The following is a 20,878-nucleotide window of genomic DNA, read 5'->3' as shown; positions in this document are numbered from 1 at the left end:
TTCGCGGGGGAATGGAGTATGTCGTGACGTACACAGAGGTACCGGGCGCCCACGTGCCGATCCGCATGTGGGCTGACCCGGCCACCGTGGAGGGCGTCGCGATGCAGCAGCTTCGCAACGTCGCGACGCTCCCGTGGATCAAGGGCCTGGCCGTCATGCCCGACGTGCACTACGGCAAGGGGGCCACGGTCGGCTCCGTCATCGCCATGCGGGGCGCGGTGTGCCCGGCGGCGGTCGGGGTGGACATCGGCTGCGGCATGAGCGCGGTCAAGACGTCGCTGACCGACCGCGACCTGCCGGACGACCTGTCCCGGCTGCGCTCCAAGATCGAGCAGGCCATCCCGGTGGGCCGCGGCATGCACGACACGCCGGTGGACCCCGGGAAGCTGTACGGGCTGCCGACGGCGGGCTGGGACGACTTCTGGTCCCGGTTCGACCACGTGGCCGACGCGGTGAAGTTCCGTCAGGACCGGGCGACCAAGCAGATGGGGACGCTCGGCGGCGGCAACCACTTCGTGGAGGTCTGCGTGGACGGCGAGGGCGCGGTGTGGCTGATGCTGCACTCGGGCTCCCGCAACATCGGCAAGGAACTCGCCGAGCACCACATCGGCGAGGCCCAGAAGCTGCCGCACAACCAGGGTCTGGTCGACCGTGACCTGGCCGTCTTCGTCTCGGACACCCCGCAGATGGCGGCGTACCGCAACGACCTGTTCTGGGCGCAGGAGTACGCCAAGCGCAACCGGTCGATCATGATGGCGCTCCTCCAGGAGGTGCTGCGGCGCGAGTTCCGCAAGGCGAGGGTCACCTTCGACGACGTCATCTCCTGCCACCACAACTACGTCAGCGAGGAGCGCTACGACGGCATGGACCTGCTGGTCACCCGCAAGGGCGCGATCCGGGCCGGCGCGGGTGAGTACGGCATCATCCCGGGCTCGATGGGCACCGGCTCGTACATCGTGCGGGGCCTCGGCAACGCCGCGTCCTTCAACTCCGCCTCGCACGGCGCGGGCCGGAAGATGAGCCGCAACGCCGCGAAGAAGCGGTTCTCGACGCAGGACCTGGAGGAGCAGACGCGCGGCGTGGAGTGCCGGAAGGACTCCGGCGTCGTGGACGAGATCCCGGGCGCGTACAAGCCGATCGAGAAGGTCATCGACCAGCAGCGGGACCTGGTCGAGGTGGTGGCCAAGCTGAAGCAGGTCGTCTGCGTGAAGGGGTGACGGCCCGCGGCCTGCCTGCCTGTCCGTCCGTCCGCGTTTCCGCTCATGGCGGGGGCGGTGGATGCGGGGGCGGTGGGCCCGGGCCCGGGCGTCGGGGCGCCGGGCCTCCTGGTGGCCGGCCTCGGCGCCCGGCCCCCGTCGGCGGTGAGCGACACGCGCCGTGCATGATGTGACCGCATGAACGGGCCGCACCCCCTGCTGACGTACTTCCTCGACGCCGCCGACGGACGCTTTCCCCCAGCGGACGGGCAGGTGACGGTCCTGCCGCCGCTGGCGTACGGGCTGGAGTGCTCGGTCGCCTTCACCGCGCACGCCGTCATCGCCACCGCCCTGCCCGCCGCCGAGGTCCACGCCCAGGGGCCCGACGGCTACGGCGGCTCCATGGCACCTGACTTCCTGCGACACCTGGCCGGCCCGGAGGGGTGGGTCGGGGTGACGGACGCCGTACTCGTCGCGCGCGGGCTCCCCGGCCCGCCCCGGCTGTCACCACGCCTGAACGCCGACGACCACCCGCGCGTCCGCTACGCCAGGGAACTCCGTACCGACGTCGGCGTCTACGGAGACGAACGCGGCCTCGTCACGTTGGCGCGCGGGCTGGCCGGCCGCCGCGAGCTGAGCATCGAACTGGACAGCCCGGACGGTGCCAGCGCGGGAGCGGGACGCTCTCTCCTGCGCGCCGCGCTCACCCTCGTCCCCGCCGGCGAACCGGTGTTCGCCGCCGTCTCCCCGGGCAACGCGCGCTCCCTCCGGGCCTTCCTCGCCGCGGGCTTCACACCGCTGGGCAGCGAGGCCATCGTTCGGCCCGGGCGGCTGGGGTGAGACGGGCGGCGGGGCTACCCCGGGAGCGGGCCGCGCTCGTTCCCGTTCCCGTACGGGATGCCTTCAGCTCGTTCCGCCCCCGCTGGCCTGGGCCCAGCGGGGGCGGAACGCTGTGCGGAGGCCGGATGGTGGCCGAGCCGTGCCGAGCGGGCGCGCCGATGGGGCGGCCCGGGGGCCGTGGGCCGGCGAGCGGCAGTAGCCACCTTTTTGTGGGTACTAGGCGGCGGGGCCGCGTACGGGGGAACCTGGTGGCACGGCCGGACGGCCGGACGGTCGGAGCCGGATGGTCGTACGGTCGCGAGGCTGGCCGTTGTCACGGAGGCGAGAAGGCGTGATGGGTTGATGGGTTGATGGGTTAGGAGACCGCGTGTTCGTCGGTGGACTGTTGCGCGGCGAGCATGTCCAGCCGGCGGTGGCCCCAGTCGGAGACCGGAGCCAGGGCCTTGGAGAGGTCCCTGCCGAACTCCGTCAGGGAGTACACCGTCTTGAGCGGCAGGACGTCGTGCACCTCGCGGTGGACCAGGCCGTCGGTCTCCATCTCGCGTAGCGCCTGAGTCAGCACCTTCTCGGACAGCCCCGGCAGCTTCCGACGCAACTCGCCCGGTCGGCGCGGACCGGTTTCGAGTGCCCAGAGCAAGGCCGTCTTCCACTTGCCGTCGATCACCGCGATCGCGGCGGTCACCCCGCACACGTTCGGGTCCTGCGCCCGCATGCGTGCCATCGCCACCACCTTCCTCACTGAGAACTTTCATCCTGCACGGGAGCTGAAGCATGTCTGCACACACCCCCACCACCCCCCAGTCTGCCGTCACGGTGATCGGTCTCGGCCCGATGGGGCGGGCTCTGGCCGGTGCCTTCCTGGAGGCCGGGGTGGCCACGACGGTCTGGAACCGCACGCCGGGCCGGGATCGGGAGCTGGTCGCCCGCGGCGCGGTCGGCGCCGGGTCCGCCGACGAGGCGGTCGCGGCCAGCCAGTTGATCGTCGTGTGCGTGGTCAACTACGACGCCGCGGACTCCGTGCTGCGCCGCCCCGAGGTCACGGCCGCGCTCAAGGGCCGCACCGTGGTCAACCTCTCGGCCGACGTCCCCGACCGGTCCCGGGAGGCCGCGGTGTGGGCGGCCGAGCACGGCATCCACTACCTCGACGGCGCGATCATGACGCCGGCCCCCACCATCGGCACGCCGGACGCCGTGTTCCTGCACAGCGGCCCGTTGGAGCTGTACCGCGAGCACAAGCCGGTCCTGGACGCGCTGGGCGGCTCCCACAGCCACCTCGGCGAGGACATCGGCCGGGCGGCGGCGTACGACATCGCCCTGCTCGACATCTGGTGGACCGCGATGACCGGCTACATGCACGCCCTGGCCATCGCCCGGGCCGAAGGCATCAGCGCCCAGGAACTGGCGCCGTTCGCCAAGGGCATCGGGGCCATCCTGCCGCCGGCCTTCGACGAGGCCGCGGTCGAGGTCGACAACGGCACCTACACCGCCAAGGTCAACCCGCTCACGTCGGCGGCGTCGACGATGACCCACATCGTTCACGCCTCCGAGGCGCACGGCATCGACGCGAGCGTCATGCGCGCGGCGGAGGGCCTGACCCGCCGCGCCATCGGGCTGGGCCACGGTGGTGACGAACTGTCCCGCCTGGCGGAGCTGCTGGGGCGCCGCGCCTGAGCGATGGCGTGGGGCCGGCGAGGCCACGCGTGCCTGGTCGCGCGTGGCCTCGCGGCGCGGTGGTGTTGGGGGCGGTGGTGCCGGGGGCGCGGTGGCGGGCCGTCTCGTCCGTGGGTCGGGCCGCCTCGTCCGTGGGTTGGGATGGCTGTCGCCGCCGGTGGCCGAGGGGTCAGGGGCAGTAGCTCTCCAGGGTTCCCCGGCGCCGGATGTCGAGTGTCGCGCAGTGGAACGAGCCGCCGAACGGCGCGTAGTGGAGCAGGTCGCACGGGATGGGGTCGAAGCCCCAGCGTTCCAGGGCGCGCAGCATGCCGGTGTGGTGGCGTTCGGCGATCACCCGCCGCTCGTCGAGTACGAGGACGTTCAGGCTGAGCCACTTGCCGCACAGCGAGGTCGCCCTCAGCAGGGGTGCGCGTACCGGGTCGGGGGCGGGGGCGACCAGGACGTCCCAGGAGCGCAGGACGTCGGGCAGCCGGTCGACGTTCACGTACTCCGGGTTGACCAGCACCTTGCCCGGTGCGAGCGGCAGGAACGTGGTGTCGATGTGCATCGGCGTGCGGCAGCGGCTCTCGATCTCGTGGACGCGGTAGTCGGGGCCGAGGTGGCGGCGCAGCCAGTCGATGCCCATCCGGTTGGTGACGTTGCTGCGGGTGACGAACAGGTCGCGGCCGGCGCGTACGAAGTCAGCCGCGTCGAAGACCGGTTCGAACTCGGTCAGGATGTAGCGCATCGGCTCGCCGGGGCCTGGGGGCCGGAAGCCCTCCTCGTACAGCGCGTCGGTGAGCTGCGGCCTGGGCGCCGCCGTCCAGCGGGCGCCGCGCCGGAAGTAGTCCTTGAGGAGCGTGCGGTAGGAGTGCGTCTCGAAGTACCGGCTCGGCCAGGCCATCGGGGTCTCGATGATCTCGTCGCCGACCACGAGCATGCTGTCGCGCGGGCAGGTGTTGCAGAAGCCGCGTGAGGTCCAGTCGGGGGTGCCGAAGCGTTTCCGGTGGTCGACCGGGTCCGGCCGCCGGACCGTGACGCCGAGGGACTCCAGGAGGGTGACGAACTGGTCCAGCTCGCGCCGCGCCGGCTCGATCAGCGCGCGCGGGTACCGAAAGCCGGCGGCGAGGCCCTGGAGGCGGGCCGCCCAGGGCGGGACGTTGCAGCTCACGACGGGGTGCTTGGACGGGATCGTCGCGCCGTCGAGGCGCCCGACGACGACCTCCTCCAGCGGGTCCCACTCGTTGTGCGAGCTGACCGGCGAGGCGAGGGGCTCGGTGGCGCCGCCGGCCGCGCCCGGGGGCGCCGGCCTCACGCGGGCCCCACGCGCGGGGCGAGGGCGCCGCTGACCGGGACTCTCGTCGCGTCGGACATCCACACCACCACCGTCGTGTCGACGTTGTCGGTCGAGGAAACGATAACTCGGGGTGGGGCGTGTGCTTCGTAGGGTGAGCGTGCGGGGCGGCCGTTGGAGTGGTCGCGCGGCGTCCGTGGTGCGCGAGACGTGGTGGAGACGCGGTCGCGCGGGGTGGCGCGTCCACCCGCCGCCCGGGGCGGGAGCCCGCGCGGAGCGGGCCGTGGTGCCTCGCGCGAGACGAGGCGTACGGCTACGGAATTCACCTCGCCGATCAGCGGTTGGTAACCGTCGAAGCCCCGTACGCGCCCGGCGCGCACCCACGTGCGGGCGCGACACGCGACGAACGGAGTCCGCCAGCCATGGACGGACGAGTGAAGGAGACGCACTGTGACCTCGGACCAGCGACCCGCCCTGGCGGCCGGCGATTACACCCTGGGCACTGACCTCCCGGTCACCCGCCTCGGCTTCGGCTCGATGCAACTGACCGGACCCGGTGTCTGGGGCGACCCGAAGGACCCGGACGAGGCCGTACGGGTGCTGCGCCGGGCGGTGGAGCTCGGCGTGAACTTCATCGACACGGCCGACTCCTACGGCCCCGCGGTCGCCGAACCGCTCATCAGGCGCGCCCTGCACCCGTACCCGGACGGCCTGGTCATCGCGACCAAGGCCGGCCTCACCCGCACCGGGCCCGACCAGTGGGTCCCGGTCGGCCGGCCCGAGTACCTCCGCCAGCAGGTCGAGCTGAGCCTGCGCTTCCTCGGGGTGGACCGGATCGACCTGCTCCAGTTGCACCGCATCGACCCCAAGGTGCCCCTCGCGGACCAGGTCGGGGCGTTGAAGGAGTTGCGGGAGGAGGGGAAGATCCGGCACATCGGGCTCTCCGAGGTGTCCATCGCGGACGTCGAGGAGGCGGCGAAGGTGGCGCCGATCGTCTCCGTGCAGAACCTGTTCAACCTGGCCAACCGCGCGGCCGAGCCGCTGCTCGACTACGCCGCCGAGCGCGGCATCGGCTTCATCCCGTGGTACCCGCTGGCCACCGGGCGGCTCGCGCAGGGCGACGGCCCGCTGGCCACGCTGGCCGAGCAGCGCGGCGTGAGCCCGTCGCAACTCGCCCTGGCCTGGCTGCTCAAGCGCTCCCCGGCGATGCTGCCGATCCCGGGCACCTCGTCCGTGGCCCACCTGGACGAGAACGTGCGCGCCGCCACCATCGAACTCTCCGACGCCGAGTTCGACACCCTGTCCCGGGCCGTCTAGCACGGAGGCGCGGCTGGGCGTGCGTGCGTGGGTGCGCGCGTGGGCGCGTACGTGTACGTGCGTTGGCGTGTACGGGTGCGCGCTACGCGTACGCCCGCCCGCGCGCCCGGCAGCACGCACCCCGCGCCACCAGGCACCACCCCGCACCACGCGTCGACCGCCTCCGCCCGCGTCACAGCGGGCGGAGGCGGCGGCCACCGGGTCGGGGGCTCGGGGCTGGGCCGGACCCTGCGGCGATCAACTCTCCCGGTGCACCTTGTAGTTGGATGCCTGGGCGCGCGGGCGGACGACGAGCAGGTCGATGTTGACGTGGCTGGGCCGGGTGACGGCCCACTCGATGGTGTCGGCGACGTCGTCCGCGGTCAGCGGCTCGGCGACGCCCGCGTACACGGCCGCGGCCTTCTCCAGGTCGCCCTTGAAGCGCGTGCTGGCGAACTCCTCGGTCTTCACCATGCCCGGTGCGACCTCGATGACCCGGACCGGGGTGCCGCACAGTTCCAGCCGCAGCGTCTCGGCCAGGACGTGCGCGCCGTGCTTGGCCGCCACGTACCCGCCGCCGCCCTCGTACGTCGCGAGCCCGGCCGTGGACGACACGACGACGACGGTGCCCGCGCCCGAGCCGCCCGACTCCGCCGCGGCCCGCTGGCCCGCCGCCGTCAGGGCCGGGAGCAGGGCCTGGGTGAGGTGCAGGGTGCCGAGCACGTTGGTCTCGTACATGGTGCGCCAGTCGTCCGGGTCGGCCGTGGCCACCGGGTCCGCGCCCAGTGCCCCGCCCGCGTTGTTCACCAGGACGTCCACGGAGGGGTGGTCGTCGAGCGTGGCGGCGAAGGCGTTGACGGCGGCGCGGTCGGTGACGTCCAGCGGGTACGCGACGGCCCGCTGCCCGGCCGCCGTCAGCTCGGCGGCCAGCGCCTCGATCCGGTCGGCGCGGCGGGCGGTGAGGATGACCCGGTATCCGGCGGCGGCCAACCGGCGCGCCGTAGCGGCCCCGATGCCGCTGCTCGCGCCCGTGATGACGGCGGTGGGTGCGGTCACGGAAACCTCCTGGGTACGGCGGTCATGATCTCCGTACGCAGGATATGCCGAGCGTCTGACCATCTGACCGGCCCTGTCAGCCCTGTCAGCCCTGTCGGCCGTGGCGTACGGGCCGGTGCGGGCTCAGCCGCCGCGCGGCGCGTACATGATGATCCCGACGCCGATCAGGCAGGTCAGCGCGCCGACGACGTCGTAGCGGTCCGGGCGGTAGCCGTCGGCGACCACGCCCCAGGCGAGCGAGCCCGCGACGAAGACGCCGCCGTACGCGGCCAGGATGCGCCCGAACTCGGCGTCCGGCTGGAGCGTGGCGACGAAGCCGTACGCCCCCAGCGCCATCACCCCGGCCCCGATCCACAGCCACCCGCGGTGCTCCCGCACGCCCTGCCAGACCAGCCAGGCGCCGCCGATCTCCAGCAGCGCGGCGAGGACGAACAGGGCGATGGACCGGGCGACGAGCATGCCGGCAGCGTACGACGGCCCGTCGGGCCGGCGGGCCGAGCGACCACCGGCCGGCGGGCCGCCAGCGGGGCGCGAGGCGGCGGACACGGGGCCGGCTTCGGCCTAGACCGGTAATGGGAACGTGATATTCACGTGCCGGCCATGCTCCGCTTTGTGCCGCGTTCGCCCACGCTCAGGGGGCGTTGTTTCGCTGCTCTGGCCCGACTTCCCCCGCTGGCCCGCGCGGCCCGTCCGCCGCGCGGGCCGTACCGACGAACAGGAGCCTTGCCGTGAAACGCACCATAGTGTCCGGCGCCGCCGTCCTCACCGCCGCCATCGGCCTCGCCGCCGCGGCCCTCGTCCCCGCCGGCGCCGCGCCCGGCGGCCATGAGGCCAGAGACCGGCACAGAGACGTGACCTTCGACGTCGTCAGCGACGTCCAGGGGGACACGGCCGACCTCGGGCGGGCCCTCGACCAGATGAAGGGGCTGCCCGGCAAGAGCAGCGCACTGGTCGTCAACGGCGACATCACCAACCGCGGTTACCCGCACGAATACCAGGAGGTGCGCAAGACGCTGAACGCGCACCCGCACCCGAAGAAGACGTACTTCACCATCGGCAACCACGAGTTCTACGTGCCGAAGTACTGCAACGCGTCCAAGCTCTGTCAGGACACCTGGCCCAACGGGACCAAGGAAAGCGAACTCTTCCAGAACTTCTACGACTTCACCGGCCTCGACAAGGTCTATTACGAGCGCGTCGTGGACGGCGTGCCGATGCTGATGCTCGGCACCGAGAAGTACATGAAGTACCACGACGCCACGAAGTGGGACGAGGTGTGGATGAGCGAGGAGCAGTTGGCCTGGCTCGACGCGCGCCTGCGGTACTGGGAGCGCAAGGGCAAGCCGGTGATGGTCTTCTCGCACCACGTGCTGCCCGACACCGTCTCCGGCACCCGCAACAAGATGTACGGCGGCGACTACCTCCAGGCCGACCGGCTGCTCGGCGTTCTCGGCAAGTACAAGGACGCGGTGCTGTTCACCTCGCACACGCACTGGAGCCTGGGCCTGTCCGACTGGGCCGTACGCAAGGTCGTGCCCGGCACCGGCAACCTCGAGGGCTTCACGGTCGTGAACACCGGCGCTGTCCAGACCTCGTTCACCGACGACGGCAAGGGCGGCGAGACGTCGATGTCCGGCAAGGAGAACACCGGGCTGCGCGTGCAGGTGGGCAAGAAGGAGGTCGTCCTCAAGGCCCGCGACTACCTGCGCAACCAGTGGATCAAGGAGCTGCGCATCCCGCTCCACCGGGGCCGCTGACCCCCGACGGGACCCGCGCGTCCCGCGCCGCCCTCCGCGCCCGCCGTGGGCGCGGAGGGCGGCGGCGCTCCAGCGCGAACACGGGGACGCATGGGGGGCGAACGAGGGGGCGAACGGGGGGCGCGTAAGGAAATCGCCGCTCGGAAAAACGGCGGAGAGATGTGGAGAACTCTGCGCGGGTAACCCGGCGTGCCCCAGGGTAGTGCTGTGGCGGTCGGTAACGCGGCACGGTGGAGGTGGTGGGCATTTTATTCGAACGAATAAGCGCTTCACTCTGCCTTCGCACAAACGTGCCCATCGGGCGTGCCGCCCGCACCGCCGCGAGTTCCGCACACCCCCATGAGTTTGAGTGAAAGGCGGGCCAGAATGGCGCAGCCATTTGAATTGCCGGACTTCTACATGCCCTATCCGGCACGGCTGAACCCGCATGTTGAGACGGCCCGGGAACACTCCCGCCAGTGGGCTCGGCAGATGGACATGTTGGAAGGTTCCGGGATCTGGGACCAGAGCGATCTGGACGCCCACGACTACGCCCTGCTCTGCGCCTACACCCACCCCGACACCTCGGCCGAAGCCCTTTCGCTGGTCACCGACTGGTACGTGTGGGTCTTCTTCTTCGACGACTACTTCCTGGACAAGTTCAAGCGCACCCAGGACCGCGAGGCCGGCAAGCAGCACCTCGCCCGGCTGCCCGCCTTCATGCCGATGGACCTGGCCACGCCCATGCCCGAGCCGGAGAACCCGGTCGAGGCCGGCCTCGCCGACCTGTGGCGGCGCACCGTCCCCAGCATGTCGATGGAGTGGCGGGCCCGCTTCGCCGAGAGCACCGAGAACCTGCTCAACGAGTCGCTGTGGGAGCTGTCCAACATCAACGCCGGCCGGGTGTCCAACCCGGTGGAGTACATCGAGATGCGCCGCAAGGTCGGCGGCGCGCCCTGGTCGTCGGGGCTCGTCGAGTACGCGGTGGGCGCCGAGGTCCCGGCCAAGGTCGCCGCCTCGCGCCCGCTGCGCGTGCTGCGGGACGCCTTCTCGGACGGCGTCCACCTGCGCAACGACCTCTTCTCGTACCAGCGCGAGATCGAGGAGGAGGGCGAGCTGAGCAACGGCGTGCTCGTCCTGGAGCGGTTCCTCGACTGCACCACGCAGGAGGCCGCGGACGCCGTCAACGACCTGCTCACCTCGCGGCTCCAGCAGTTCGAGAACACCACCCTGCTCGAACTCCCCCAACTCTTCGCCGACCAGGGGCTGAGTCCGCAGGAGTGCGCCGACGTGCTGCTGTACGTCAAGGGGCTCCAGGACTGGCAGTCCGGCGGGCACGAGTGGCACATGCGCTCCAGCCGCTACATGAACGGCGGCGGCGCGGACGCGCCCGCGGGCCTGACGCCGTGGGGCCCGTTCGCGCTCACCGGGCTGGGCACCGAGTCGGCGAACATCACGTCGCTGATCGCCCTCACCGGCGCCAAGCGGCTGCGCTCGTACAGCCACGTGCCGTTCACGAAGGTCGGCCCGTCCCGCATCCCCGACCTCAACCCGCCCTTCCCGCTCCAGCTCAGCCCGCACCTGGAGGGCTCACGCCGGCACGTCATCGACTGGGCGCACCGGATGGGCATCCTGGAGGCCCAGCCGGGCGTGCCCAACTCGGACGTGTGGAACGAGGAGTTGCTCGCCGGCTACGACCTCGCCCTGTGCTCGGCCGGCCTCGACCCGGACGCCACGCCGGAGGAGCTGGACCTCAGCGCGTGCTGGCTGGCCTGGGGCACGTACGGCGACGACTACTACCCCGTCGTCTTCGGCGCCCCGCGCGACCTGGCCGGCGCCAAGCGGTGCACGGCGCGGCTGTCCGCCTGCATGCCACTGGACGACTCGACGCCGCCGGAGCCGGTGAACGCCCTCGAACGCGGCCTCATCGACCTCTGGTCCCGCACCGCCGGCCCGATGCGACCCGCCGACCGCGCCAAGTTCCGCGCGGCGATCGAGAACATGACGGCGAGCTGGCTGTGGGAGCTGGAGAACCAGTTCCACAACCGCGTTCCGGACCCCATCGACTACATCGAGATGCGCCGCCACACCTTCGGCTCCGACCTGACCATGAGCCTGTGCCGGCTGCGGCACGGCAAGCAGGTGCCGCCGGCGGTCTACGAGAGCGGCCCGATGCGCTCCCTGGAGAACGCGGTCTCCGACTACGCGACGCTGCTCAACGACGTCTTCTCGTACCAGAAGGAGATCGAGTACGAGGGCGAGATCCACAACGGCGTGCTGGTCGTGCAGAAGTTCTTCGACATCGACTACCCGACCGGCTTGCGCCTGGTGCACGAGCTGATGGAGTCCAGGCTGAGCCAGTTCCTGCACGTCGCGGAGCACGAACTGCCGGTCCTCTACGACGACTTCGAGCTGTCGGCGGAGGCGCGGCACGAGGTCGACACGTACGTGAGCGAGTTGAAGGACTGGATCGCCGGCATCCTGAACTGGCACCGCGAGTGCGTCCGCTACAAGGAGGCCGACCTGCGCCGCAACTTCGCCCCGAAGACGGACTGGGTCGCGGGCGGCCCGACGGGCTTGGGCACGTCGGCCGCCCGGGTGCGGTTGCCGGCGTCGGCTTCGGCTCCCGCGCCGGTTCAGGCGCCCGCGCGGGTTTCGGTCACGCCGCTGCCCACGGCGTCGTGAGCTGAATCCCGGCTGGGCGCCTGACCGGGTGCCTCGCTGAGCGCTCTGCCGCCGGCCCGGGTCGCGTGTGCGGTCCGGGCCGGCGGCACTTCGGGCGTGGCAGCTACCTGGTGCGGCGGATCGCCCGCGTGGGTGGGGGACCGGTCCGGCGCTCGTGGCAGAGTCCCGGTCATGCGGATACCGAGACCCAGCCCCAGACGCATTGCGGTGGCCCTCTGCCTGGGCGCCACCCTGACCCTGCCCCTGACCGCCTGCGGGCAGGAGCGCGCCGACTCCGCGTCGAGCCAGGGTGCCGCCCCCACCCCCGCGTCGACCCACACGCCCTCGCCCTCTCCCACGCCCTCGCCCGCCGGCCCCCGGGGCAACGTGGAGCCCGTCGTACCCGACGGGGCGCCGCACTACGGCGAGAACAACGGCTTCAAGGCCGAGAAGGCCATGTCCCCCGCCAACGAGAGGGCCGCCCGGGCGGAGGCCGCCCGCGTCGAGCCCGTCATCGCGCGGCTCTGGAAGACCGGGGTGTGGGACCCCGACCGGGTGCGCGCGGCCCTGCTCGAACTCGGCTACCGGAGCCAGGGCGCGGGCGGCGATGCGGGCGACGGGACGCTGACCGTGTCCGGGTTGGACACGGGCGGGGAGGCCGACCAGCACGTCACACCCGAGGGCGCCAGGGTCGCGCTGTACGTGGGTGACGACGCCTGCGTCACGGCGTACACGCGGCGTGAGAGCTACCACGTCGGCGTGGGCGGGATGTACGCGGAAGGGGGCTGTTTCGAGCCGAAGGGCGGCCACTGAGCGCCCGTCGCCGCCGGTCAGATGGGGGAGCGGGCGGGGGAGCGGGCGGCGGCGCGCGCGGCCAGGACGAGGGTGGCGGCGATGAGGAGCGCCGCCAGGACCCCGGTGATGAGGACCGGGGCCGGGGCGGGTGCGAAGGTGCTGGCCAGGATGGCGAGGACGGCCAGCGGGTGAATCACGTCGGCCGGGTCGCGCAGCTCGGCGGCGCGGTGGTGCAGCAGCCACACGAGGGTGATGAAGACGGCGACCGGGATCGTGTACGCGGCGGCGGCCGTGCGGTCGGTGAGGTGCCCGTGGTCGGTGGCGTGCGCCACGTTGACCGCGAGCCCGGCGCCGGCGGCGGCAGCGGAGGCGAAGACCAGGTAGTGGCCGTAGCCCCACAACAGCGCGTTGGGGAGACCGGTGAGGCGGCGGGGCGCGCGCTGGGCGAAGTAGAGCCACCACAGAGCGAACACGGTGAGGACGCCCCCGACGATGAGGGGCGCGAGGTCGCCGATGCTCGCGTCGGTGTCGAGGGCGGTACGGACGGCGCCGGTGGCCGCCGTGATGGTCTCGCCAAGCACGATCAGCGTGAACAGGCCGTAGCGCTCGGCGATGTGGTGCGGGTGCCAGGTGGTGGTGGCCGCGCGTTCCGCCCAGGCGGGGACGGCGAGTTCGGCCAGCACGAGCAGCCCGAACGTGAGGAGCCCGACGTCGTCGGGCAGGGCGAGCCGCACCACCCACCCGACCTGCACCACGAGGATGCCCACCGCGTACCGCAGACACGTACGCCGCCGCTCCGGGTCGGCACGGGCGGCCCGCAGCCACTGGGTGACCATGGCGAGCCGCATGACGACGTAGCCCCAGGTGATGACGGTGAAGTCGTCGTCCTTGAGCGCGTCGGCCGCACCGGCGGCCATGATCAGGGCGCCGGCGATCTGCACCAGGGTGAGCAGCCGGTACGGCACGTCGTCGGTGTCGTACGCGGAGGCGAACCAGGTGAAGTTCATCCACGCCCACCAGATCGCGAAGAACACGAGCACGTAGCCGAGCACCCCGTGCCCGACGTGCCCCTCGGCCAGCTCGTGCTCGAACGCGAGGGCCGCCTGGGCCACGGCGGTGACGAAACAGAGGTCGAAGAACAGCTCCAGCACGGTCGCGGTGCGATGTTCCTCGCTGGCCAACCGCGCCACCATGGGGCGCCGCCACGCGCTGGCGGGGGCGGGCGTGGGGGTGGGGATGGACTGTGGCTGGCGCTCTCGGCCGGCGGGGTCGGGGTGCGGCCCGTGCCCAGGCTTGTCGGCGGGGTGCGGCTGGCTCATCGGTGAGCGGCGTGGAGGGGCGTACGGGAGGACGTGGGGGACGGGTCTGCGTACGGGGCCACGCCGGAGGTGGCCAGGCTGGCGAGCGTCGTCCTGTCCGCGAGCGTCGTCGTGTCCGGGGTGGCGGCCATGACTGCCTCCTGCGGTGTCCGGGGGGCCGGGGCCGTGGACGGGGTGACCTCGGCGGACGCCGGAGGCCCTGTCGTAGCCACGTCACCAGACTCGGTGCGGGGGCGCATGTGGATCTTGGGCGGATTGGTGGATTGGTGGATTGGCGGAGTGGGGGCGGGGGCGCGGATGGGCGGGGCGGGGTGCGCCTGTGCACAGCCTGTGGATGGGGCGGGACGCTTTCCGACACGCCACCGAGGGCCCGCCGTGCTTGATCCCGCGCGGGAGTGGTCAGGTCGCGCTGTCGAGTACGGCTCGCACCTCGGGCACCTCGGCGTACTCGGTCAACCGCGCCAGCACCACCCGGACCCGTTCCGCCGTCCGCTCGCTGGCCACGTCGGCGGACAGGCTCATGACCCGCGCGGCGGTCGCCGCCGCTTCCTCGGGCTCGTTGGCATCGGCGTAGGCCACGGCGAGCCACGACAGGTACAGGGCGAGTTCCCGCGTGTGCGTCGCGTCGTACCGGCCGAGCACGTCGCGCAGGAGCGGTACGGCGCGGAGCGGTCGGCGTAGCTCGGTGTGGACACGGGCTTCCATGATCTGGAGTTCGCCGGCGTCCACCCAGTACAGCCACGCCGGGGACTCGGTGCCCGCGCTGTCCTCGGCCAGCGCTTCCGCCGCCTCCCCCAGCGCCCGCATCGCGTGCTGCGCGTGCTCGCGCCCCCCGGTTTTGGTGTGCGCCCAGGCCACCCGATCGAGGAACAGCGCACGGGCCTTGGGCGGCGCGCCCGCCCCGGCCCCGTGCAGCGCGGCACGGGCGAGGGCCAGGCCGTCGTCTGCCCGGCCCGTGTTGCAGAGTTGATAGGCCAACGACCCGGCGAGGTTCCCGGCCAGGGTGTGGTCCTCGGCTTGCTCCGCCGCGCTGACCCCTAGCTGGTAGACCCGCTCCGCCTCGGCGTGCCGCCCGGCATCGCTCGCGATCCATCCGACGATCTGTGCCAACTCACCGACTTGTCGCAGGAGTTCGCGCCCCACCGTCCCGGTGTGGGCACCCTCGCGGTACAAACGGACGGCGGACCGAAGCTCGCGCAGCGCGGGCCGGATGAGGTCGCCTCCGGCGAGTACGTCGTCGGCCAGCCGCAGGCCGTGTACCCGCTGCCGCAGGTCGGTGACCTGGCCCATCCCGACCCGGCGGCCCGCACGGGAGCGGAGAGGGGCCAGCGGGTCGCGTTCGGGCAGGTAGTCGGCCAGCGTAGGTGGAGGCGGCTCGGCGGGTAGTCGCTCCCGCTCCCGCCTGACGTTCACCCCAACGCCGCTCCCCATGCGTCCAGTCTGGCCGACAGTTGGCTTACACGTGGCCGCTAGTGCGGAGATGCGGGGTGGATGAGGGCGGGGCGGCTCGGGGGAGTTGGCGGACTTACGGCCTTGTTCGTCGGCGTCGTGTGAGGGGCCGGGGATAGCCTGGGTGGCCCGGGTGGCGGCAAGGGGGGAGTTTTGCCTGATCTGACGGGCTTGGGTGATAGGTCGGAGTTCGCGAAAGTTGCAAAAAACCGGGGTATCGCGGGGTAAAGCCGCAGGTCAATTGCTCTGGTCCCCGCGCGTGCGGGGGTGGTCCCAGGCTGTCCAACACACGGCTGGTCTGCCTTCCGCTGGTCCCCGCGCGTGCGGGGGTGGTCCCGGGCTGCGACGGGCGATGGCTGTCGCGTGTGCGGCCTGCTGGTCCCCGCGCGTGCGGGGGTGGTCCCAGGCTCGTGGCGACGCTGACGGGTTCGAGGATCTGGTCCCCGCGCGTGCGGGGATGGCCCAAGCGGGGCGTACCGGGTGTCGATGTCGGTCCGCTGGTCCCTGCGCACGCGGCGCTGGCCGCCCCAGACGCCCGTTGTTCCAGTGGTAGTCAACGACAGTACGTCCCAACGATGTTGGCCGAGCTGCGAGTGCCGTTTCAGGTGCCTACGTCAGGACGAGAAGTCCAGTATGGCTGAGACCTCCCACACGCTCGGTGAGCGTGTCCGTGACCTACGCAAGCGCCGCGGCCTCTCGCAACAGGCTCTGGCCCGTACTGCCGGGCTGTCCCGCTCCACCGTGCGAAAGCTGGAACAGGGCACGGGCGGGGTGACCCGGATGGAGACCGCCCGCGCCCTCGTTCTCGCCCTGCGCGTGACGACGACGTACCTGCTGCGCCGTGACCCCGAGGCCGCCGACCCGCACGTGGTCGATCATTGGGCGCCGGTGCGTGACGCGCTCTTCGCCCCACCGGTAACGGACTACGTTGAGGACGACGCGCCCACCCCGGCGGGCGTGCGGGCCGCACTGCGAGCGGCTGAACCGCTGTTCGCCCGGGACCGGTTCGCCGATCTCGCCGTCATCCTGCCGCCGCTGCTCCGAGACGCCGACGCTCTGGACAACAGCCACCGCGAGGCCCGCGCCGTTCGGTGCAGGCTGCTCCAGCTCACCGGGTGGCTGCTCACGCAGACGCGCCAGTACGAGGCTGCCGAGCACGCCCTCACCCAGGCCACGGCGGCCTCGGCGGATCGCCTGGACGGCTCGGCATCGGTCAACACGATGGCTTGGTTGCTGTTGCGTACCGGGCAGTTGTCGGAAGCGCGCGAGCTGGCTGTTCGGTGGGGCGACGACATAGAGCCCAGGCTGTCCCGGGCCACGTCGGACGAGCTGTCCGCGTGGGGATGGATGATGCTGCGCGTCTCGGCGGCGGCGGTGCGAGACGCGCGGTCGGACGAGGCGGCGGACGCCTTACGCATGGCGCACGCGGCGGCGGCTGCCCTGGGCCGCGAGCACGCTCCCCGAGCAGACTTCCTGCGCACCTTCGGCCCTGTCACGGTGGCGTTGAAACGCGCCGAGAACGCTGCGGTCGCCGGCAAGCCGGATGTGGTGCTGAGCCTGGCGAGCAAGATCCCCTCTGGTGGCCTGCGCCCCACCAGCAACAACCGCAACCGTCACCTGCTGGACGTGGCCGACGCGCACGCCCGCATGCGGCGGTACGGCCAGGCCATGGAGGTGCTGTACGGCATTCAGAGCGCGTCCCCCGAGTGGCTTCCACAGCAGCGGTACGCCCAAGACATCGCGGCCAGGGTCATCCGCAAGCGGCGGACGCTGACCCCGGACATGCGGCGCCTGGCTGACGCGATCGGCGTGCCGCTGTAGTGCGGCGATACCCCTTCGCCGCTCGGCCCTGACGAATGACCATTGAGGCGCAATCGTCAGCTTCTTACGGTCGGTAGCTGTTCAATCACCGACAAAGCCGGAGGGCTGCGCCATGCCGACCTGGACCGAGAACACCTCGCCCCCACCCTTCGACTGGGTGCCGCCTGGTGGTGGGGTGCGGTGGACCAGGATTGGTGAACTGGGTTGGCACACGTTGTCGTTGCCGTACTACCTGGGGAACCGGGTGCTCGCCGCGCTCGGTGACGAGAGTGGGGCGGTCATCGAGGAGGACGTGCCGGAGCGGCTCGTGTGGTTGATCGAGCCCAAGGCGGCGGCCGTGCGGCACCTGTACGGGCATGAGGTGGTCAGCCTCGCGGGTGACGACGGGTCGTACGCCTTCGTACCGGGCATGGCGCGGGCCCGGATGGTGTGGTGGCGCGTACCGCCGGAGCCGGGGCGGCTGTTGACGGACGCGGTTCGGTTGGTCGAGGCCATTGCTCTGCTGCGCCCGGGAGTTCGCCCGTGAGCGGAATGGGTTGGGTGCCATCCTTGAGTGAGGCGGTTGCACTGTTGCCTGCGGGGCGGCGCTGGGACGCCGTTCGCACGTCCATGGTCGTGGCTCGGCGGGCGTTCGAGATGCTGGACGTGAGCGAGAGGTGCGCCGCGATCGTTGATCCGCTGACCGCTGCCGCGTACTGGTTGGTGCCGGCCGGCCAGGCGTCCGTGGTGCCGCAGTGGGACCGGTTGGGGCGGCATGTCGCCCTGTTGGGGCCCGGCCCCGGGACTCACTACGTCGGGGTGCCGTCCGCGCATCGGAACACCGGCCCTGGCCTGCACTGGCGGCTGCCGGCCGACTGGTCGGGACGGTACCTGGCCGAACCGCACCACCTCGGCGCCATCCTCGCCTCGGCCGTACGGTTCGCCCACGGCGCGGCTGCGCTGTCGTCACCCTGCCCCGTGTGTGGGGGAGTCGTCGCGTGCGGAAGGAGCGCCGGCCGGGATCGGTCCGGCCCGGCCGAACTCGCTGCCTGCTGCCTGGAGGTCGACCCCGCATGCGACCACGCCGCCCGCTCGCCCGCCAACCGGCGGCGCGCATGAGCCGCAGTCGGTACCGCTACGTCGAGATGCGCCTGGGGCCTGACCCGGAGGCTGACGCCTACCTCGTCCGCGCGACGTGCCTGACCTGCGACGAACAGTCGCCAGAGCCTGAGCCGTCGGAGTCCATTACGGGCCAACACCACCAGGCCCAGCGTTGGTGCACGAACCACGCGGCCCGCGACCACCCCGACGGCCGCCACGTCCGCTATGCGGCGACGGTCACCTTGCGGTGGCTGGTCACCCCGGCTGAGGACATCGGTCCCGTGGCGCCGGGGAGGGAGGTGAGGGAGGGATCGGCGTGAGTTTCGGGGGTTGCGGCGGCCCTCGGCGAACGGGGTTGTGAGGGAGGGTAGGTTGGGGCCGTGGGCGGGGTTGCGGTCGGAAGGTGGGTGCGTTGGCCGCGCGTGTGGGGTGGGCTGCGTGGTCTGTTTTGGGGAGAGGTGCGGGGAGTTGGCGTGGCCGGGTGATAGGTCGGAGTTCGCGGAAGTTGCAAAAAACCGGGGTGTCACGCGATAAACCCGCAGGTCAATTGCTCTGGTCCCCGCGCGCGCGGGGATGGTCCGCGCCTCGACCTCGCCACGGCCAAGGCAAAAGCCTGGTCCCCGCGCGCGCGGGGATGGTCCCTGCGACTACACGGCCAAAGGCGGCACGTGTACCTGGTCCCCGCGCGCGGGGATGGTCCCACGCCAGACCCATCCACCACGCGGATTGCCGCCTGGTCCCCGCGCGTGCGGGGATGGGCCCGGGACGGCCTCAGCCCAGCCCCACAACCCCTGCTTCGCAGCGAACCCTCTGCCCCTTCGCCGCACTTCAGAGGCGCACGGTCTTGTTCTGCCGGCGGTGAACACATGCCCGGTTGGGCCGACGGTCATTACCGTCCAGACGTATGACGACGATGACAACGCGCACGGTCGAGTACCCGGCCGACGGCCTCACGATGGTGGGGCACCTCGCGATTCCGGCCGGCGTTGGGCGTCGGCCCGCGGTTCTGCTCGGGCCCGAGGGGCCGGGGCTGAACGATGTCCAGCGCCGACGGGCCGACGCGCTGGCCGAACTGGGTTACGTGGCGCTGGCCTTCGACATCAACGGTGGGCGTTGGTTCAGCGACCCCGAGGAGATGATGGCGTACATCATGCCTCTGCTTGACGACACCGAACGAATGCGGGGCATCGGCTACGCGGCGCTCGACGTGCTGCGCGCCGAACCGCGTACGGACCCCGATCGGATCGCCGCCATCGGATACGGCACTGGGGGCGCCATCGCGTTGGAACTCGGGCGTGACGGCGTGGATCTGCACGCGATCGGGACGATCAACGCGGTGACCACGGGACGACCGGGCGAGGCCGCGAACATACGTTGCCCGGTGTGGGCTGGAGTCGGGTCGGAAGACCCGATCATGCCGCCCGCGCAACGGGAAGCGTTCACTGCGGAGATGCAGGCCGCGGGCGTCGACTGGCGCCTGGTGGTCTATGGCGGCGCCGAGCACGCCTTCCACCACCCGAACGTCGACCACGCGGTGCGTCCTGGCGTCAGCCACCACCCGCTGCACGCGGAACGGGCTTGGCGCGATGTTGTCGGCCTGCTCGCCGAGTGCCTGCCCGTGACGGAGTGATGTGTGTCGGTAGCCCGATTTCTGGCGCGACGCTGCCGGGGTCGGCGTGGGAGCCGTATAGGGGGACCGTGTGCCGCTTGTCGGACTTGGGTGATAGGTCGGAGTTCACGGAAGTTGCGAAAAACCGGGGCCGGGCGCGGTAAACCCGCAGGTCAATTGCTCTCGTCCCCGCGCGTGCGGGGGTGGACCCGTCACGCAGATGGAAGGCGGCTTCTCCGGCATCTCGTCCCCGCGCGTGCGGGGGTGGACCCTGGGAATGGGCGCCGGACAACGGGAGCCTTGACTCGTCCCCGCGTGTGCGGGTGTGGCCCCTTCAAGTACGTCTTCTCACGCAGTGGCAAGGACTCGTCCCCGCACGCACGGGGTGGCCCTTACCTCAACCACGGGGTACGCCCGATCATCGGTCCGTCCCCGCCTCGCGGGGTTGGTCCCTCGTTAGGGACGCCGAGGGCATCGCCGCACGCTCCGTCCCCGCCTCGCGGGGTTGGCCCCTGTCGGGTCTGGAGAAACTGGGCCTCGTCCGGCTCGTCCCCGCCCCGCAGGGGTTGGCCCGCCGCTGCCGCCGATGATCAGGGCCGTCATGCGCGTGTCCCCGCCCTGCGGGGTTGGCCCCGAGGTGCAGGCCAAACTGGCGCTGGGCCTGGAGGTGTCCCCGCAGCCACGCGGGGTTGGTCCCGTCGGCTACTCGGTCAGCTCCGGAATGCGTGGCCCGTCCCCGCCGTTGCGGGGTTGGTCCGGCTGTTGAGCAGGCGCAGGACGAGAGCAAGCAGTCCTCCCCGCCCTCGCGGGGTTGGCCCCTGGGAGGTCAAGGCCAAGAACGGCAACCCGTCGATGTCCCCGCCGAGCGGGGCTGGGCCCCGCGCGTACCGCAAGCCGGGGCCCACCCACAGGCACACCCTCCGCCAGGTCAAGGCCCCAACGGCACCCCGCCGCCCCCAAGGCTGCACTGTCCCCGCAGCCACCCACCCAGCCGAACCCCCACCCACGCACTCGAAGCCAACCCAGACACCTCAAGCCCACCAACCCACCAAGGCGCCGAACCCCCACCCACA

General features: G+C 71.8%; 19 protein-coding genes. 12 read left to right on the top strand and 7 right to left on the bottom strand.

Translation table 11 applies throughout. The features are described 5' to 3' along the window. The first annotated feature begins 23 nt into the window (after window positions 1-23). Both AC3CHW_RS14165 and AC3CHW_RS14160 read left to right on the top strand, forming a co-directional pair. Window positions 24-1,217 (top strand): RtcB family protein, encoded by a 1,194-nt coding sequence (locus tag AC3CHW_RS14165; RefSeq protein WP_398610441.1) that lies wholly within the window; start codon window positions 24-26, stop codon window positions 1,215-1,217. A gap of 177 nt (window positions 1,218-1,394) precedes the next feature. Continuing rightward, on the top strand, window positions 1,395-2,036 hold the full coding sequence (locus AC3CHW_RS14160; protein ID WP_488470665.1) for a hypothetical protein: 642 nt from the start codon (window positions 1,395-1,397) through the stop codon (window positions 2,034-2,036). Window positions 2,037-2,391: 355 nt separating this feature from the next. Here the strand turns inward: AC3CHW_RS14160 and AC3CHW_RS14155 are convergent, their stop codons facing one another. After that, complete coding sequence (locus tag AC3CHW_RS14155; protein ID WP_176163324.1) at window positions 2,392-2,757, bottom strand: winged helix-turn-helix transcriptional regulator; 366 nt, start codon at window positions 2,755-2,757, stop codon at window positions 2,392-2,394. Between the two features lie 50 nt (window positions 2,758-2,807). On the opposite strand from AC3CHW_RS14155, the gene AC3CHW_RS14150 reads away from it, so the two are divergent. Next, window positions 2,808-3,707, top strand: coding sequence for an NAD(P)-dependent oxidoreductase (locus AC3CHW_RS14150; protein ID WP_398610439.1), 900 nt, complete (start codon window positions 2,808-2,810; stop codon window positions 3,705-3,707). Between the two features lie 169 nt (window positions 3,708-3,876). On the opposite strand, the gene AC3CHW_RS14145 is transcribed toward AC3CHW_RS14150, so the two are convergent. Beyond that, window positions 3,877-5,001 carry an amidinotransferase gene (locus AC3CHW_RS14145; RefSeq protein ID WP_488470664.1) on the bottom strand — a complete coding sequence of 375 codons (1,125 nt, stop codon included), beginning with the start codon at window positions 4,999-5,001 and terminating at the stop codon, window positions 3,877-3,879. Window positions 5,002-5,430: 429 nt separating this feature from the next. On the opposite strand from AC3CHW_RS14145, the gene AC3CHW_RS14140 reads away from it, so the two are divergent. Continuing rightward, window positions 5,431-6,297, top strand: coding sequence for an aldo/keto reductase (locus AC3CHW_RS14140; RefSeq protein ID WP_459248224.1), 867 nt, complete (start codon window positions 5,431-5,433; stop codon window positions 6,295-6,297). Window positions 6,298-6,534: 237 nt separating this feature from the next. Here AC3CHW_RS14140 and AC3CHW_RS14135 read toward each other — a convergent pair whose 3' ends face one another. Beyond that, complete coding sequence (locus AC3CHW_RS14135; RefSeq protein ID WP_459248225.1) at window positions 6,535-7,332, bottom strand: SDR family NAD(P)-dependent oxidoreductase; 798 nt, start codon at window positions 7,330-7,332, stop codon at window positions 6,535-6,537. 123 nt (window positions 7,333-7,455) lie between these two features. Beyond that, window positions 7,456-7,791 carry a YnfA family protein gene (locus tag AC3CHW_RS14130; protein ID WP_217196638.1) on the bottom strand — a complete coding sequence of 112 codons (336 nt, stop codon included), beginning with the start codon at window positions 7,789-7,791 and terminating at the stop codon, window positions 7,456-7,458. A 269-nt stretch (window positions 7,792-8,060) separates the two neighbouring features. On the opposite strand from AC3CHW_RS14130, the gene AC3CHW_RS14125 reads away from it, so the two are divergent. The 3 genes from AC3CHW_RS14125 to AC3CHW_RS14115 all read left to right on the top strand — a co-directional run bounded on the left by AC3CHW_RS14125 (window position 8,061) and on the right by AC3CHW_RS14115 (window position 12,545). Further along, window positions 8,061-9,089: a DUF4073 domain-containing protein gene (locus AC3CHW_RS14125; RefSeq protein WP_398610435.1), complete on the top strand. Its 1,029-nt coding sequence runs from the start codon at window positions 8,061-8,063 to the stop codon at window positions 9,087-9,089. Between the two features lie 366 nt (window positions 9,090-9,455). Further along, entirely contained in the window at window positions 9,456-11,753 is a 2,298-nt protein-coding gene (locus AC3CHW_RS14120; protein ID WP_488470663.1) for a family 2 encapsulin nanocompartment cargo protein terpene cyclase, read from the top strand. 171 nt (window positions 11,754-11,924) lie between these two features. Further along, a complete protein-coding gene (locus tag AC3CHW_RS14115) occupies window positions 11,925-12,545 on the top strand; it encodes a hypothetical protein (RefSeq protein WP_488470662.1) in 621 nt (206 codons plus the stop codon). 17 nt (window positions 12,546-12,562) lie between these two features. Here the strand turns inward: AC3CHW_RS14115 and AC3CHW_RS14110 are convergent, their stop codons facing one another. The 3 genes from AC3CHW_RS14110 to AC3CHW_RS14100 form a co-directional block, all read right to left on the bottom strand. Continuing rightward, window positions 12,563-13,720 carry a low temperature requirement protein A gene (locus tag AC3CHW_RS14110; RefSeq protein ID WP_488471050.1) on the bottom strand — a complete coding sequence of 386 codons (1,158 nt, stop codon included), beginning with the start codon at window positions 13,718-13,720 and terminating at the stop codon, window positions 12,563-12,565. 122 nt (window positions 13,721-13,842) lie between these two features. Further along, window positions 13,843-13,977, bottom strand: coding sequence for a hypothetical protein (locus AC3CHW_RS14105; RefSeq protein WP_488470661.1), 135 nt, complete (start codon window positions 13,975-13,977; stop codon window positions 13,843-13,845). A 268-nt stretch (window positions 13,978-14,245) separates the two neighbouring features. Further along, window positions 14,246-15,412, bottom strand: coding sequence for an NsdA family TPR-like regulatory protein (locus AC3CHW_RS14100; protein WP_488471049.1), 1,167 nt, complete (start codon window positions 15,410-15,412; stop codon window positions 14,246-14,248). Between the two features lie 516 nt (window positions 15,413-15,928). Between AC3CHW_RS14100 and AC3CHW_RS14095 the strand changes: the two genes are divergently transcribed. From AC3CHW_RS14095 to AC3CHW_RS14075, 5 genes are all read left to right on the top strand, one after another. Beyond that, window positions 15,929-17,116 carry a helix-turn-helix domain-containing protein gene (locus AC3CHW_RS14095; protein ID WP_488470660.1) on the top strand — a complete coding sequence of 396 codons (1,188 nt, stop codon included), beginning with the start codon at window positions 15,929-15,931 and terminating at the stop codon, window positions 17,114-17,116. Between the two features lie 112 nt (window positions 17,117-17,228). Beyond that, window positions 17,229-17,642, top strand: coding sequence for a hypothetical protein (locus AC3CHW_RS14090; protein ID WP_488470659.1), 414 nt, complete (start codon window positions 17,229-17,231; stop codon window positions 17,640-17,642). A gap of 119 nt (window positions 17,643-17,761) precedes the next feature. Then, window positions 17,762-18,214 carry a hypothetical protein gene (locus AC3CHW_RS14085; protein WP_488470658.1) on the top strand — a complete coding sequence of 151 codons (453 nt, stop codon included), beginning with the start codon at window positions 17,762-17,764 and terminating at the stop codon, window positions 18,212-18,214. Beyond that, a complete protein-coding gene (locus AC3CHW_RS14080) occupies window positions 18,169-18,516 on the top strand; it encodes a DUF7848 domain-containing protein (protein WP_488470657.1) in 348 nt (115 codons plus the stop codon). Before AC3CHW_RS14085 ends, AC3CHW_RS14080 begins: the two co-directional genes overlap by 46 nt. 584 nt (window positions 18,517-19,100) lie before the next feature. Beyond that, the gene (locus AC3CHW_RS14075; RefSeq protein WP_488470656.1) at window positions 19,101-19,826 is read left to right on the top strand and encodes a dienelactone hydrolase family protein; all 726 of its coding nucleotides are present in this window, start codon (window positions 19,101-19,103) and stop codon (window positions 19,824-19,826) included. Window positions 19,827-20,878 lie beyond the last annotated feature (1,052 nt).

The organism is Streptomyces sp. MGP-BFMKR1 (assembly GCF_057766585.1).
This window is presented reverse-complemented; position numbering and strand designations above follow the sequence as displayed.

Coding starts and splice junctions, on each gene's coding strand:
- AC3CHW_RS14115 (WP_488470662.1), top strand. CDS start 11,925: ATGCGGATACCGAGACCCAGCCCCAGACGCATTGCGGTGGCCCTCTGC.
- AC3CHW_RS14150 (WP_398610439.1), top strand. CDS start 2,808: ATGTCTGCACACACCCCCACCACCCCCCAGTCTGCCGTCACGGTGATC.
- AC3CHW_RS14105 (WP_488470661.1), bottom strand. CDS start 13,977: ATGGCCGCCACCCCGGACACGACGACGCTCGCGGACAGGACGACGCTC.
- AC3CHW_RS14160 (WP_488470665.1), top strand. CDS start 1,395: ATGAACGGGCCGCACCCCCTGCTGACGTACTTCCTCGACGCCGCCGAC.
- AC3CHW_RS14090 (WP_488470659.1), top strand. CDS start 17,229: ATGCCGACCTGGACCGAGAACACCTCGCCCCCACCCTTCGACTGGGTG.
- AC3CHW_RS14080 (WP_488470657.1), top strand. CDS start 18,169: ATGCGACCACGCCGCCCGCTCGCCCGCCAACCGGCGGCGCGCATGAGC.
- AC3CHW_RS14095 (WP_488470660.1), top strand. CDS start 15,929: ATGGCTGAGACCTCCCACACGCTCGGTGAGCGTGTCCGTGACCTACGC.
- AC3CHW_RS14075 (WP_488470656.1), top strand. CDS start 19,101: ATGACGACGATGACAACGCGCACGGTCGAGTACCCGGCCGACGGCCTC.
- AC3CHW_RS14130 (WP_217196638.1), bottom strand. CDS start 7,791: ATGCTCGTCGCCCGGTCCATCGCCCTGTTCGTCCTCGCCGCGCTGCTG.
- AC3CHW_RS14155 (WP_176163324.1), bottom strand. CDS start 2,757: ATGGCACGCATGCGGGCGCAGGACCCGAACGTGTGCGGGGTGACCGCC.
- AC3CHW_RS14110 (WP_488471050.1), bottom strand. CDS start 13,720: ATGGTGGCGCGGTTGGCCAGCGAGGAACATCGCACCGCGACCGTGCTG.
- AC3CHW_RS14120 (WP_488470663.1), top strand. CDS start 9,456: ATGGCGCAGCCATTTGAATTGCCGGACTTCTACATGCCCTATCCGGCA.